The organism is Roseicella sp. DB1501, assembly GCF_013112485.1.
GTDB lineage: Bacteria > Pseudomonadota > Alphaproteobacteria > Acetobacterales > Acetobacteraceae > Paracraurococcus.
Genome location: NZ_JABFHG010000003.1, coordinates 82,439 through 96,217, shown reverse-complemented (window position 1 = coordinate 96,217; position 13,779 = coordinate 82,439). Strand labels below are relative to the sequence as shown.

Here is a 13,779-nt window from a genome sequence, read left to right as displayed (position 1 = left end):
CAGGGGTATAGCGAAGCCGCGCCATGCCACGAAGTGGGGCCGTGACCAGCCTGACCGCGATCTCACCCGATGCGGAAGCCGAGCCCGTCCTGCCACATCATGGTAGCGAAGCGCGGATCCTCCAGCAGGGTCTCGGCCGCCACCCCGCTGCGGGAGATGATGGCGTTGATGCCGGCGAGGCGGTTCTCGTCGAGCTCCGCTACCACCCCGGTGGTGATACAGAAGCCAAGGACGCGGCCGATGCGGCTGGCGATCACCGTCCCCTGCGGCACCGTCTCGGCGATGGACTGGTCCACCAGCCAGACCTCGCCGCCGAGCAGTTCATCCTTCAGGATCAACCCTTCCTCCGGATGCTGGTCCAGCACGCGGAAGATGGAGAGCCAGGCCCGGCTCAGCGCGTTCAGCACCAGCGCCGCCTCGCTCGGCAAGCCGGCATGGCGGCGGACCACACGATCGATGGCGCGCGAGCGCCCTGGCGCCGCGGTGTAGACGGCGAGGTCGAAGGCGTAGGCCAGATCGGCATCCGAGACCTGGCCCATCTCTGGATCCAAAGCGAGGCCCAACCGCTCCATCTGGTCCAGCACCTTCTGCTTCGGCAGGGATTGCACGGCCATGTCCTGGAAGCGCTGCCGCGCTGCGGCGCAGCGGGCATAGAAATCGCGGATCTCGTCGCCGGTCATCGCCATGGCGTCATTTCCCGATGCAGAATTCGCCGAAGACCGCGTCGAGCACGACCTCGACGCCGACCCGGCCGGTGATGCGACCGATGGCCCGCAGCGCCGCCCGCAGCGCCTCGGCCCGCAGCTCCGGCAGTGGCGCGGCCCCTAGCTCGGCCAACCAACCCGCCGCCTCGGTCAGGGCGGCGCGGTGCCGCGGCCGGGTGAGGCTGGCCTCGGCGGCGAGCCCGGCCCGGGCAATGGCCTCCTCGGCAAGGCGGCTGCGCAGCGCCTCCAGCCCCTCGCCTGTGTGGAGCGAGAGGGGGAGGGGCGCGCTGCCGCCGATCGCGGCGGGGGCCGGCGCCAGATCGACCTTGTTCACCACCACCAGCGCTTCGGGCCCAACCCAGCCCAGGGTCCCGGCATCCGGTGGCCGGTCGGCGGCGAAGAGGGCGAGCACCAGATCGGCCTCCTCGGCCCTACGGCGGGCGCGGCGGATGCCCTCGGCCTCGATCTCGTCCGTCGCCTCTCGCAGCCCCGCCGTATCGGCCAGTGTCACCGGCACCCCCGCGAGGTCGAGCCGCACCTCCACCACATCGCGGGTGGTGCCGGCGCGGGCCGAGACGATCGCCGCCTCCCGCCCCGCAAGCGCGTTCAGCAGCGAGGATTTCCCGGCATTCGGTGCTCCCAGAATGGCGACCAATAGCCCCTCCCGCAGCCGCTCGCCGCGGCGGGCATCCGCCAGATGCGCCAGCATCTCTGACCGCAGCGCCGCCGCCGAGGTCGCCACCGCGGCATCCAGCCCGGCCGGCAGGTCCTCGTCCTCAAACTCGATGAAGGCCTCCTGCCGGGCGAGCAGCGCGGTCAAGCGCCGGGTCCAGCCCTCATAGAGGTCGGCCAGGGCGCCTTCCGCCTGCCGCAGGGCCTGGCGCCGCTGGCCCTCGGTCTCGGCGGCGATGAGATCGGCGATCCCCTCGGCAGCGGTGAGGTCGATCTTGTCATACAGGAAGGCGCGGCGCGTGAACTCGCCGGGCTCGGCCGGGCGCAGGCCGGTGGCGACCAATGCCTCCACGACGCCGGCGATGACGGCAGGGCTACCATGCAGATGCAGCTCGGCGCTGTCCTCGCCGGTATAGCTGGCCGGGCCGGGAAACCAGAGCACCAGCGCCCGGTCGAGCAGCTCGCCTGTCTCCGGGTGCCGCAGGCGCCGCAGCGAGGCAAGGCGAGGCGCCGGCAACCGGCCGGCGAGGGCAGCCACCGCCATCGCCGTGCCCGGCCCGGAGAGCCGCAGCACGGCGACAGCCGCCCGGCCGGCCCCGGAAGCGAGGGCGAAGATCGTCTCGCCGGTCACGGCCGCCGCCTCATCCCTTCGGCACGACATCCTTCTCGGTCAGCATCAGCCGCCGCACCCGGCCGCCGCCCCGCAGATGCGTCTCCAGGATCTCGTCGATATCGGCCGGCGTCTCCGGCCGGTACCAGATGCCTTCGGGATAGATCACCAGGGTGGGGCCGAATTCGCAGCGGTCGAGGCAGCCCGCCTGGTTGATCCGAATCCCTGCCAGCCCAAGCTCCTTCGCCCGGGCCTTCATGTAGTCCCGCAGCTTCTCCGAGCCCCGCGCCGCGCAGGAGCCCCGCCGGTGCCCATCCGGCCGGCGGTTGCAGCAGACGAAGACATGGGCGCGGAAATAGGGCGGCGGATCGGGGGGAACGGACGTATCGGGCAAGGCGTCTCTCCGCAGGGGTTGGTGGGCTGCCGGTACCGCCTTCCCCATGTAGCCATCCCCTCCTGCCGCGGCCAGGGTGCCCCGGCGCCGATCCTCCCTCCCGGGAACTTGCTGCGCGACGCCACCTCGCCCCATGTGCTGCAACATGCCGGCAACTCGTTGCAGTGGCATCCCTGGGGTCAGCCGGTCCGAGCCCAGCCAAAGGCAGGGGCATGGTCGAGGGCCGTCCGGCGGCCTAAGTCTGCCGTGCTGGCCGCTGCGGCCTGCCGCTCACCGACCCGGCCCTCCCACCATCCGCCCTGCTCCATCCGTTATCACACCAAATTCTTGAAATCGCATGGGTTTGACCCAGGACTGCCTCGTCTTGACGAGGAGGCGGGGCCGGTGTGCCATCAGGCGCTTCATGCCCCACCTGACCATCCATACCCCGCTCGGCGAGCTCACCCTCTTCGAGGGTCCCGGCCAGGACGGCACGCCTGACGGGTCCGGCGCCATTGTCGCGCTGGACTGGGGCCGCGCCCATTGGCCCGAGGACCTGCCGCCGGAGCCGGTGACCCCGTTGCTGCGCGAAGCGGCGCGGCAGCTGCAGGAATATTTCGACGGCCGACGCCTGGAATTCGACCTGCCCCTGGCGCCGGAGGGCAGCGCCTTCCGTCGCCAGGTCTGGGATGCGCTCCGCCGCATCCCGCCCGGAGAGACGCGCAGCTATCTCGACATTGCCCGCGAGATCGGCTGCCGCTCGCCGCGAGCCATCGGCCAAGCCAATGGCAGCAACCCGATTCCGATCCTGATCCCCTGCCACCGCGTGGTGGCGGCGAATGGGACGCTTGGCGGCTATTCGGGCGGCGAGGGTGCGGCTACGAAGCGTTACCTGCTCGCCCTCGAGGCCCGGGCCTCGGCCGGCGCCAGGACAGGAGAGCTGCCGCTCGCCCCTCCGCGGCCCGAAGCGCCGCCGCGCGGCCAACACCAGGGAACCCCTCGATGAACCACGCCATCCGCGTCCATGAGTACGGCGGTCCCGATAAGCTGGTCTGGGAGGAACTGCCCAAGCCGGAGCCGAAGCCAGGCGAGGTGCGCGTGCAGCAGCACGCCGTCGGGCTGAACTACATCGACGTCTATTTCCGCACCGGCCTCTACAAGGCGCCCTCGATGCCGGTGACGATCGGCATGGAAGGCGCCGGCGTCGTCGATGCCGTGGGCGACGGCGTGACCGAGCTGAAGACCGGCGACCGTGTGGCCTATGCCGGCGCGCTCGGCGCCTATGCCGAGGCCCGCTGCGTGCCGGCCGAGAAGCTGGTGAAGATCCCGGAGGGGATCGACTTCACCCAGGCCGCGGCGATGATGCTGCAGGGCATGACCGCGCGCTTCCTGGTCAAGGAGACCTATCCGGTCCAGCGCGGCGACACGATCCTGGTGCATGCCGCCGCGGGCGGCGTCGGCAGCATCCTGGTGCAATGGGCGAAGCATCTCGGCGCGACGGTGATCGGCGTGGTCTCGACGCCGGAGAAGGCGGAGCTCATCCGCTCGCTCGGCGCCGACCATGCGCTGCTGACGAGCGAGAACATCCCGGCGCGGGTGAAGGAGATCACCTCCGGCGCCATGCTGCCCGTCGTCTATGACAGCGTTGGCCGCGACACCTTCGTCACCTCGCTCGACTGTCTCCGGCCGCGCGGGCTGATGATCTCCTTCGGCAACGCCTCCGGCCCGGTGACCACCGATCTCGGCGTGCTCGCCGCCAAGGGCTCGCTCTACGTCACCCGGCCGACGCTCAACACCTATACGGCGAAGCGCGAGGACCTCGTGCGGACCGCGCAGGACCTGTTCGATACAGTGAAGTCGGGCGCGGTGAAGATCGCGGTGAACCAGAGCTTCCCGCTGAAGGACGCCGCGAAGGCGCATGAAGCGCTCGAAGCCCGGAAGACCACGGGCAGCACCGTTCTTATTCCTTAATTCTTCGGGGAACATTGCGGCTCGACCGGAGGGCTTCCGCCGGTCGGCGGACCAACCATGGACAAGCTGCAACAGCTCCAGGTCTTCCGTCGCGTGATGGAGACCGGGAACATCACGCGTGCGGCGCGCGACCTGGCGATGAGCCAGCCTAGCGTCTCCCGCATCATCGGCGAGCTCGAGCACCGGCTCGGCGTGCCGCTCCTCCTGCGCTCGCCGCGCGGGCTTTCCCCGACCGAGGCCGGCGCCGCCTTCCATCAGGAGGCGGTGCGCATCCTCGACGCGCTGGAGGAGGCCGAGGCGGCGGCCCGCGGGCTGCAAGGCGCGCCCACCGGGCTGGTCCGCATCTCCTGCGTCGCCTCCTTCTTCAACAGTGTTGTCATGCCCTGGCTGGGCCCCTTCCTGGCGACGCATCCGGGCCTCTCGATCGATGCCCGGCTGCAGACCAAGACGGTCGACCTGGTGGAGGAGGGGATCGATCTCGGCATCCGCATCGGCCCGATCCGCCAGCAATCGCTGATCGCGCGGCGGCTGGGACGGGTGGATTTCGCGCTCTTCGCCGCACCCGCCTATCTCGCCCGGGCCGGCACGCCGGAGACGCCGGACGACCTGGTGAAGCATGATTTCTGCATGCTCCGTGGCAACCGGCCCGGCGAGGGGCTAACCCTCGAAGGCCCGGACGGCGCCGCGGCGACGGTCCCGGTGCATGGCCGCATCACTTCGGACGAGGTGGAGACGGTGCTGGTCGGGGCGGAGGCCGGGCTTGGCCTAGCGCTGCTCGCCCCCTGGCGGGTGATGGGCCAGGTGGCGACGGGGCGGCTGGTCTCGGTGCTGCCGGGCTGGCGGGCCGAGCCGCGCGAGGTGAACGCGGTCTGGCCGGGCGGCCGGGCCCTGCCGCGCCGGGTGCGCGCCGTGCTTGACCTGCTGGTGGAGAAGGCGGCGGCCGAGCCGCGGCTGCGGGCGCGTTAGGATCGGGCCTGCGCCCTCAGCCGGGCGCGGGCTTCACGTAGTACCGGTAGCGATAGGCCTCCCGCATGCCGAGCCGCGCCTGCAGGGCGCAGGAGGCGAGGTTGTCGGAGGCCACCTGGGCGTAGAGCCATTGCGCCCCGAGGCCGCGCGCCCAGTCCGCCGCGGCGCCGATGATCCGGGCGCCCAGGCCGCGGCGGCGGAATTCCGCGCGCGTCGCCAGGTCGAAGATGCCGCAGAACGGTCCGTCCGTCACCGCGGCGAGGCAGGCCGCGTCCACCCCCTCCTCGCGCAGCACCAGCCAGGCGCAGGGCACCGCCAGCAGGTCCTTGTTGCCGAGCTTCTCGGCGCGTCGCGCCGGGGTCTGGTATTCCGCCGTCGCCACCAGACCCATCCAGGCCTCGCTCGGCCCGTCCTCGTCGCGCACCGCCGCATCGGCCCGGGCGACCGGGGCGAGGGGCCCGCAATTGACCAGGCTCTCGGCCTTCTCCTCGGCATAGCCGCGCGCCTCCAGCGCCGCGCCGAGCCCCGGCGGGTCGAGCGGCGTGGAGCGGAAGCGGCTGATGAGGCCAAGGCGGTGGTAGAGTGCCTCGATCCGGGCGATGCGGTCGGCAAGCTCCGGATCGAGTGCAGGATCGAGCGAGCAGCAGGCATTGGCGCGGCCGGTGCCGCCGAGGAAGGCCTTCAGCACGAAGGGCCCGTCCCAGGCTTGGCGCGGCGCGGGCAGGGCGGTGAGGCAGGCACGCTCCAGCGCGCCGGTCGGGGGCAGGTCGGGGGCGAGGGGATCGGGCATGCCGCCAGCATGCCGCGCCGGGCGGCGGCGGTCAGCCCTCGGCGGCGAGGCGGGCGACGGCCTCGCGGTAGGTGGCCTCGAACAGGGCGTCGAGCGCCGGGTTCACGCCGCGCAGCCCGGCCGCCACCCGCCCGGCCCAGCCGACATATTCCAGCCGCCGGGCATGGTCCCAGCCCTTCGGTGGGCTGGCCGCGATGGCGCGGAGATTGGAGATCTTGTCGGCGAGGCGCACCTGCCTGGCCGCCGCCGTGGCGCCGCGCGCGCCGCGGATCTGCAGCCCCTTGCGTACCTCCTTCGGCAGCGACTTGTCATCCGAGACCTCGGCGACGATCGCCGCGACCTCGGGCCCGAACTCGGCCTCGATGCGCGGCAGGGTGCAGGGATCGGGATCTTCGTCGCTATCCTCGACCGTGTCGTGCAGCAGGGCGGCGATGACGGCGACGGGCGGTGCGCCATGGGCGGCGAGGATCTCCGCCACCTCCAGCACGTGGTTCACATAGGGCTCGGCCGCGTCGCCCTTGCGGCGATGCGTGGCATGGACGCGGGCGGCGAAGCTGGCGGCGCGGAGGATGCGGGCGAGGTCTGTCTCGGCGGGCGGGGCGATGTCCATGGCTGCCGACAAGATCGGGAGTCGCCTTCGCTGATGGAAGAGGCCAGGTGCGGCCGCCGGCGCGCTGCCGGCGGCCCCGCCCGTTCAGGTATTCATCGCGTCGAAGAAGTCCTGGTTGGTCTTGCTGTACTTCAGCTTGTCCAGCAGGAACTCCATCGCGTCCTGGGTGCCCATCGGGTTCAGGATGCGGCGCAGCACCCACATCTTCGACAGGGTGTTGCGGTCGACCAGCAGCTCCTCCTTGCGAGTGCCGGACTTGGTGATGTCGATCGCCGGGAAGGTGCGCTTGTCGGAGAGCTTGCGGTCGAGGATGAGCTCGGAATTGCCCGTGCCCTTGAACTCCTCGAAGATCACCTCGTCCATGCGGCTGCCGGTGTCGATCAGCGCGGTGGCGATGATGGTGAGGCTGCCGCCTTCCTCGATGTTGCGCGCCGCGCCGAAGAAGCGCTTCGGCCGCTGCAGCGCGTTGGCGTCGACGCCGCCCGTCAGCACCTTGCCCGAGGAAGGCACGACCGAGTTGTAGGCGCGGCCGAGACGCGTGATGGAATCGAGCAGGATGACGACGTCGCGCTTGTGCTCGACCAAGCGCTTGGCCTTCTCGAGCACCATCTCCGTCACCTGCACGTGCCGCGTCGCCGGCTCGTCGAAGGTGGAGGCGACCACCTCGCCGCGCACGGTACGGGCCATGTCCGTCACTTCCTCCGGCCGCTCGTCGATGAGCAGCACCATGAGGAAGACGTCCGGGTGGTTCGCCGTGATGGACTTGGCGATGTTCTGCAGCATCACCGTCTTGCCGGTGCGCGGCGGCGCGACGACGAGGGCGCGCTGGCCCATGCCGATCGGCGCGATGAGGTCGATGACGCGGTGAGTGTAGTCCTTGGTCGGACCCTTGGCCGCGTTCTCGAGCTCGGGATTCTCCATCTTCAGCCGCCGGTTCGGGTAGAGCGGCGTCAGGTTGTCGAAGTTGATGCGGTGCCGCAGGTTCTCGGGCGGCTCGAAATTGATGGCGTTGACCTTGAGCAGCGCGAAGTAGCGCTCACCATCCTTGGGCGCCCGGATCTGGCCTTCCACCGTGTCGCCGGTGCGCAGGCCGAAGCGGCGCACCTGGGCGGGGGAGACGTAGATGTCATCGGGGCCGGGCAGGAAATTGGCCTGCGGGCTGCGCAGGAAGCCGAAGCCGTCGGACAGGATCTCGAGCGTGCCTTCGCCGTAGATGGCCTGGTCGTTGTCGGCGAGCTGCTTGAGGATCGCGAACATCATGTCCTGCTTGCGCAGGGAGGATGCGTTCTCGACCTGCAGCTCCTCGGCGAAGGAGAGGAGGTCCGCGGGGCTCTTGGCCTTGAGATCGGAAAGATGCATGGCGCTGTGCGTCCGGATGCGGGGAGCGGGAGACTTCCCAGTAGGGCCGGCAGTGGCGCGGAGGAGCCGCACCGATGCCCCGGCCGTTCCGCCACTGCCACGAACACGATCAGGTCCCGGGGGCCAGGAATTGATCGGAGCCGTCGGCCGGCGAAGTCCCGAGGAGAGGAAGGGAGATGGGCAGCACGGCGCGAATCGCCCCAGGCTGCCCGGGCGAGCAGCGCGACCCTAGGGACCGCAACACCACCCGTCAACTGCCGATTTGGGTTGCCGGCCACGCCGGATCAAGGCTAGGCGGGAGGCAGGGCGAGGATTCAGAAGGGCTTCACGATCACCATGAGCACGATCGCGACCATCAGCAGGGTCGGCAGCTCGTTCATCGCTCGCCAGTAGCGCGCACCGTGCCGCCGCTCGCCGCGGGCGAGGGATTTCCGCGCCAGGGAGAGGTGGTGGTGGAAGCCGGTCATGCCGAGCACGCCCGCCAGCTTCACATGCCACCAGCCGGCGCTCCAGTTCACCACGCCCGGCGTCAGCACCAGGGTGATGCCGCAGAGCCAGGCGAGGATCATCGCCGGGTTCATGATGCCGCGGATCAGCCGCCGCTCCATCACCGCGAAGAGCGCATCCTGATCGCCGCCGACCGGCACGTCGCTGTGATAGACGAAGAGGCGCGGCAGGTAGAACAGCCCGGCCAGCCAGGCGATCACCGCCATCAGATGGACCGATTTCACCCAAAGGTACCAGGGCGCCAGCGCCGCGACGGTCATGCCGGCGCCCCGCCCAGGCCGAGCAGGCCCGGCAGCTCGGCCATCGCCGCGAAGGGCCGCGCCCCGATCGCGGCCAGCACCGCGGCATCGGTGCCGCGGGCGAAGCCGAACACCCGACAGCCGGCAGCGATGCCGGCCCGGGCGCCGAGCAGGCTGTCCTCCACCACCGCGCACTCCGCCGGCGGCACGCCGCAGGCCTCGGCGGCGGCGCGGTAGAGGTCGGGCGCCGGCTTCGGCCGCGCGACATCCTCGAAGCTGAGGACGCGATCCCCGAAGGCCTCGGCCAGGCCGAGGCGCCGCAGCTTGGCCTGCAATTCCTCGCGCCCGGAATTGGAGGCGACCGCGACCGGCAGCCCGGCGGCGATCACCGCCCGCACCGCCGCCTCCGCCCCCGGCACCGGCTCCAGCTCGACCAGCATCGCCCCGGTGATGCGATGCGCCAGCTCCTGTGCCCAGTGCGGCGGCAGCCTGCCAACCCGCGCCTCGATCACCGGCAGCATGTCGGGCAGCGCCATGCCGAGGAAGGCCTCATGCGCCTCCTCGCCGGAAAGGCGCCAGCCGCGCGCCGTGAGGTCCTCGGCGACGATGCGGTTCACCAGCCCCTCGCTATCAGCGAGGACGCCGTCGCAATCGAACAGCACGGCCCGCGGCGGGCCCGGCGGGCGGGCGGGCGGCGGGACGCTCATGCGGCGACGGTCTCCTGCCGGGCGCGGGCATGCGGGCAGTCGCCGAAGGGCTTCGGGCATTGCCGGCCGCCGGCGAAGCTGCAGAGGGCGCGGCCGCCGGCCCGGGCGCCGCGCACGAGGCCGGCCAGGGCGGCGATGAAAGCCGGGTCGCTGTTCTGCGCCGGCACGCGGAAATAGCCCGGCAGGCCGAGCCGCTCCGCCACCTCCCGGTATTCCACGTCGAGCTCGACCAGCGTCTCGGAATGCTCGGAGACGAAGGCGATCGGGCAGACCAGCACCGCCACCCGGTCCCGCGCCGCCTCTTCCAGCGCCGTCTCGATGGAGGGGCCAAGCCAGGTCTGCGGCGTGACCCGCGACTGGTAGCAGACCTGGTGGTCGAGCTCCGGCAAGTCGAGCCGGGCGGTCACCGCGGCGACGCTCCTCTCCACCTGCCACTGATAGGGATCGCCGGCCTTCACGATGCTCTCGGGCAGGCCATGGGCGGAGAAGAGCAGCCGCAGCCCCACCCCGGCCGGCAGCGCCGCCCGCGCCGCCTCCCAGGCCTGGCGCACCAGCCCGGCCGTCGCCGCGGCGAAGCCGGGATCGGAATGCCAGCAGCAAAGCGTGGTGGTCGGCACGGCAAGTCCGGCCGCCCGCGCTGCCGCCTCCCAGGCAAGCAGGCTGCTGCCGGTCGTCGTGGTGGAGAATTGCGGGTAGAGCGGCAGCAGCAGCACCTCGTCCGGCCGCCAGGCGGCGACGTCGCGGGCGCATGCCTCGCTCATCGGGTGCCAGTAGCGCATGGCGACGAAGCAGCGATAGGTCGCGGCGTCCCCGGCCAGTGCCGCCTCCAGCGCCCGCCCCTGCGCCTCGGTGAGGGCGAGCAGCGGCGAGCCGCCGCCGAGGATGGCGTAGTTCTCCGTCGCTGCCCGGGTCCGCCGCCAGGCGATCAGCCGCCCCAGCCAGGGCCGGACGAAGCCCGGCACCCGCAGGATGGCGGGATCGAGGAAGAGGTTCCGCAGGAAGGGCCGGACGCTCTCGGTGCGGTCCGGGCCGCCGAGGTTGAACAGCACGATGGCGACGCGCCGGCCGCCGGCCTGGCCTTGGGACTCGGCCGGCGGGCCGGCGGGCGCGGTTTGGTCCATGCGGCGGAGATGACATGCCGGCGGGGCAGGTCAAGCCCGCCCCGCGACCTGTTCAGCCCGTCCGCACCAGCCGCACCAGGGCCGAGACATGCTCCGGCGGCGTCACCTTCTCGATGCCATGCCCGAGGTTGAAGATGTAGGGCCGGCCGCGCATGGCACCGAGGATGCTGCGCGTCTCCGCCTCCAGCGCCATGCCGCCGCCGACCAGGGCCAGCGGGTCCAGGTTGCCCTGCAGCGCCTGCCCCGGCGCCACCGCCCCCGCGGCCCAGCGCAGCTCCATCGTCGTGTCGAGGCCGAGGCACTGCACGCCGGTGCGCTGCGCGTATTCCGCCAGCATCGGCCCGGCGAGGCGCGGGAAGCCGATGATCGGGATGGTTGCGTTCACCTTGCGGATGGCGCGGACGATCTGCCCCGTCGGCTCGATCACCCAGCGGCGGAACTGCGCCGGCGGCAGCAGCCCGGCCCAGCTGTCGAAGAGCATCAGCGCCTCGGCCCCCGCCTCGGCCTGGGCCAGCAGATAGGCGGTGGTGGCGTCGACGAGCTGGCGGATCAGCTTGCCGAAGAGCAGCGGCTCGGTGAAGGCGAGGCTGCGGGGGATGGCGAAGTCGCGGCTTCCATGGCCTTCCACCATGTAGCAGGCGACGGTGAAGGGGCTGCCGGCGAAGCCGATCAGCGCGACGCGCGGCGCATGGGCGTCGAGGGCGGCGCGGACCAGCCGCACCGTCTCGAAGATCGGCGCCGCCCGCTGCACCACCAGGTTGTGGTCGAGCGCCGCCATCGCCTCGGCATCGCGGACCGGGTCGAGCTGCGGCCCCTCGCCCTCGGCGAAGCGCAGGCTCTGCCCCATCGCCCAGGGCACCATGAGGATGTCGGAGAAGAGGATCGCCCCGTCCATGCCGAAGCGGCGAATGGGTTGCAGCGTCACCTCGGCCGCCATCTCGGGCGTGGTGCAGAGCGTGACGAAGTCGCCGGCCTGGGCCCGCACCTCCCGGTATTCCGGCAGGTAGCGGCCAGCCTGGCGCATCAGCCATAGCGGCGGCGGCCAGACGGCCTCGCCGCCCAGGGCGCGGAGCAGGGGCTTGGGCAGGCCTGCCGCGGGACGTTCGCTCTCCATGGCCGCACTCTCTCGCAAGAAAACAGGAGTCTTAAAAGGTGGTGGGGCTTGTAGAGGCCTGTGGACAATGTGGAGACAATTGTTTCGCGAACCATCCACAGCCCGGTCCACAGGCGCGTGAGTCGGCGACTCGGTGGAATCCTGGGGATGAATTGGAGTCGTGCGGATTCCCCCATCAGACCCCGTCGCGATCCTCCCGCCGGTCGGTTCGGACCGGACTCGTCAACCCGTTTCCCAGGCAACCCGCCGGGACGCCAGGGTTTTCCCCGGTATCCCCCGCGGTCCACGCTATTCTCCACCCCATGTCCCAGCGCGCCATCAACCTCCACCTGGTCTCCGACAGCACGGGCGAGACGCTGAACTCGATCGCCCGGGCCACCCTCGCCCGCTTCGAGGACCATCACGTCGTCCACCATCGCTGGAGCCTCATCCGCTCCCGCCTGCAGCTCGACCGGGTGCTGGAAGGATTGCAGCACGAGCCCGGGCCGGTGCTTTTCACCCTGGTGGACCGCAGCCTGCGGCATGCGCTGGAGGAGGTCTGCGAGCGGCTCGGCGTGCCCTGCCTCTCGGTGCTCGACCAGGTGATGGACCTGCTGCAGGGGCAGATCGGCGCCCAGGCCAAGGAGAAGCGGGCGGCGCAGCACGTGATGGATGCCGACTACTTCCGTCGGATCGACGCCATGCATTTCGTGCTGGCGCATGACGACGGCCAGGGCACGGCCGGGATCCATGAGGCGGAGGTCTGCCTGGTCGGCGTCTCCCGCTCCTCCAAGACGCCGACCTGCTTCTACCTCGCCAATCGCGGCATCAAGGCGGCGAACGTGCCGATCGTCCCCGGCGCGCCGCTGCCGCCGGAGCTGGAGACGCCGCGCTGCCCGGTGGTGGGGCTGACCATCGAGGCGGCGGCGTTGATCGAGATCCGCCGCCACCGGCTGCGGCTGATCGGCGCCGACGGCGTGCGGCAGAGCACCACCGACTATATCGACCCCGACAGCGTGAAGGCCGAGATCCTGGCGGCACGCCGGCTCTGCACCGCTCGCGGCTGGCCGGTGATCGACGTCACCCGCCGCAGCATCGAGGAGACGGCGGCGACCGTGCTGCAGCTCATGGAGGCCTGGCACATGCGCCGCAACCAGGAGGGCCCGCAGGCGACGCCGCCCCCCGGCCAGAACGGCGGCCAGGGCTCGGGCGGGGCCGTGGCGCAGCCGGCGGGCCAGAGGGCATGACCGCCGTCCGGCTGCAGCGCGAGGACCCGCCCCTGATCCTCGCCACCGCCTCATCCGCGCGGCAGGCGGTGCTGCGTGGCGCCGGCCTCGCCTTCACCGCCGTGGCGGCGGCGGTCGACGAGGCGGCGATCAAGGCGAGCGCCCAGGCCGAGGGCATCCCGCCCGAGGATGCCGCCATGCTGCTCGCCGAGGCCAAGGCGCAGCGGATCGCCCGCCGGCATCCCGAGGCGCTGGTCATCGGCGCCGACCAGATGCTGGTCTGCCCGGATGAGGCGGGGCGCCCGCGCTGGTTCGACAAGCCGGCGGACATGGCGGGGGCGCGGGCGCATCTCCGGGCGCTGCGCGGCCGCACGCATGAGTTGGTCTCTGCCGTGGTCTGCTGGCGGCGCGGCGCGCGGGTCTGGCAGCACCTGGCGCGGCCGCGGCTGACCATGCGCGCCTTCGGCGACGAGTTCCTCGAAGCCTATCTGGCGGCCGAGGGCGAGGCGGTGCTGTCCTCGGTTGGGGCCTATCGGCTGGAGGGGCCGGGGGTGCAGCTCTTCGCCCGGGTCGAGGGCGAGCACAGCGCCATCCTTGGCCTGCCGCTGCTGCCATTGCTGGATTTCCTGCGCGGGCACGGGGTGTTGCTGCGGTGAGACAGCGCGGCGAAACCGGGGGGCGGTGCCGCAGGCCGGGGTGAAGGCCCGGCACGGGCGGGGTATAGGGCTTCCCGCAGTGAGCCCCTCACCGGGACGAGACGAAGGCTGTCCCCAGCCCCCCGTCCCTGTGGCCTCGGCGCATCACGCGCTGGACCGCTTGGCCTCTGTCCGA

The 13,779-nt window shown here is 71.6% G+C and carries 15 protein-coding genes; 5 read left to right on the top strand and 10 right to left on the bottom strand.

Annotated elements, in window-relative coordinates:
- Window positions 1-62 precede the first annotated feature (62 nt).
- From HJG45_RS06775 to HJG45_RS06765, 3 genes are read right to left on the bottom strand one after another with little or no spacing between them, the layout of a single operon-like run.
- The gene (locus HJG45_RS06775; RefSeq protein ID WP_171611355.1) at window positions 63-686 is read right to left on the bottom strand and encodes a hypothetical protein; all 624 of its coding nucleotides are present in this window, start codon (window positions 684-686) and stop codon (window positions 63-65) included.
- A 4-nt stretch (window positions 687-690) separates the two neighbouring features.
- Window positions 691-2,037, bottom strand: a complete 1,347-nt coding sequence (mnmE, locus tag HJG45_RS06770; protein ID WP_171611354.1) for a tRNA uridine-5-carboxymethylaminomethyl(34) synthesis GTPase MnmE — start codon at window positions 2,035-2,037, stop codon at window positions 691-693.
- Window positions 2,018-2,380, bottom strand: coding sequence for a ferredoxin (locus HJG45_RS06765; protein ID WP_171611353.1), 363 nt, complete (start codon window positions 2,378-2,380; stop codon window positions 2,018-2,020). The genes mnmE and HJG45_RS06765 overlap by 20 nt, the downstream gene beginning before the upstream one ends.
- Window positions 2,381-2,783: 403 nt before the next feature.
- On the opposite strand from HJG45_RS06765, the gene HJG45_RS06760 reads away from it, so the two are divergent.
- Genes HJG45_RS06760 through HJG45_RS06750 form a run of 3 tightly spaced genes read left to right on the top strand, consistent with a single transcriptional unit; the run spans window position 2,784 to window position 5,296 of the window.
- Window positions 2,784-3,365 (top strand): methylated-DNA--[protein]-cysteine S-methyltransferase, encoded by a 582-nt coding sequence (locus tag HJG45_RS06760; RefSeq protein WP_171611352.1) that lies wholly within the window; start codon window positions 2,784-2,786, stop codon window positions 3,363-3,365.
- Window positions 3,362-4,330: a quinone oxidoreductase gene (locus HJG45_RS06755; RefSeq protein WP_171611351.1), complete on the top strand. Its 969-nt coding sequence runs from the start codon at window positions 3,362-3,364 to the stop codon at window positions 4,328-4,330. The genes HJG45_RS06760 and HJG45_RS06755 overlap by 4 nt, the downstream gene beginning before the upstream one ends.
- 57 nt (window positions 4,331-4,387) lie before the next feature.
- Window positions 4,388-5,296 carry a LysR family transcriptional regulator gene (locus tag HJG45_RS06750; RefSeq protein WP_171611350.1) on the top strand — a complete coding sequence of 303 codons (909 nt, stop codon included), beginning with the start codon at window positions 4,388-4,390 and terminating at the stop codon, window positions 5,294-5,296.
- Window positions 5,297-5,312: 16 nt separating this feature from the next.
- Here the strand turns inward: HJG45_RS06750 and HJG45_RS06745 are convergent, their stop codons facing one another.
- The 7 genes from HJG45_RS06745 to hemE form a co-directional block, all read right to left on the bottom strand.
- On the bottom strand, window positions 5,313-6,086 hold the full coding sequence (locus HJG45_RS06745) for an N-acetyltransferase (protein ID WP_171611349.1): 774 nt from the start codon (window positions 6,084-6,086) through the stop codon (window positions 5,313-5,315).
- A gap of 31 nt (window positions 6,087-6,117) precedes the next feature.
- The gene (locus HJG45_RS06740; protein WP_217362853.1) at window positions 6,118-6,708 is read right to left on the bottom strand and encodes an HD domain-containing protein; all 591 of its coding nucleotides are present in this window, start codon (window positions 6,706-6,708) and stop codon (window positions 6,118-6,120) included.
- A gap of 72 nt (window positions 6,709-6,780) precedes the next feature.
- Entirely contained in the window at window positions 6,781-8,055 is a 1,275-nt protein-coding gene (rho, locus tag HJG45_RS06735; protein ID WP_171611348.1) for a transcription termination factor Rho, read from the bottom strand.
- Window positions 8,056-8,369: 314 nt separating this feature from the next.
- The gene (gene hemJ, locus HJG45_RS06730; RefSeq protein ID WP_171611347.1) at window positions 8,370-8,822 is read right to left on the bottom strand and encodes a protoporphyrinogen oxidase HemJ; all 453 of its coding nucleotides are present in this window, start codon (window positions 8,820-8,822) and stop codon (window positions 8,370-8,372) included.
- Window positions 8,819-9,508, bottom strand: a complete 690-nt coding sequence (locus HJG45_RS06725) for an HAD family phosphatase (protein ID WP_171611346.1) — start codon at window positions 9,506-9,508, stop codon at window positions 8,819-8,821. Before HJG45_RS06725 ends, hemJ begins: the two co-directional genes overlap by 4 nt.
- Window positions 9,505-10,629 carry a ferrochelatase gene (gene hemH / locus HJG45_RS06720; RefSeq protein ID WP_171611345.1) on the bottom strand — a complete coding sequence of 375 codons (1,125 nt, stop codon included), beginning with the start codon at window positions 10,627-10,629 and terminating at the stop codon, window positions 9,505-9,507. The genes HJG45_RS06725 and hemH overlap by 4 nt, the downstream gene beginning before the upstream one ends.
- Before the next feature lie 52 nt (window positions 10,630-10,681).
- Complete coding sequence (gene hemE / locus HJG45_RS06715; protein WP_171611344.1) at window positions 10,682-11,743, bottom strand: uroporphyrinogen decarboxylase; 1,062 nt, start codon at window positions 11,741-11,743, stop codon at window positions 10,682-10,684.
- A gap of 302 nt (window positions 11,744-12,045) precedes the next feature.
- Here hemE and HJG45_RS06710 point away from each other — a divergent pair, with 302 nt between their 5' ends.
- A complete protein-coding gene (locus HJG45_RS06710) occupies window positions 12,046-12,969 on the top strand; it encodes a pyruvate, water dikinase regulatory protein (RefSeq protein WP_171611343.1) in 924 nt (307 codons plus the stop codon).
- Complete coding sequence (locus tag HJG45_RS06705) at window positions 12,966-13,604, top strand: Maf family protein (protein ID WP_171611342.1); 639 nt, start codon at window positions 12,966-12,968, stop codon at window positions 13,602-13,604. Before HJG45_RS06710 ends, HJG45_RS06705 begins: the two co-directional genes overlap by 4 nt.
- The last annotated feature ends 175 nt before the right edge of the window (window positions 13,605-13,779 follow it).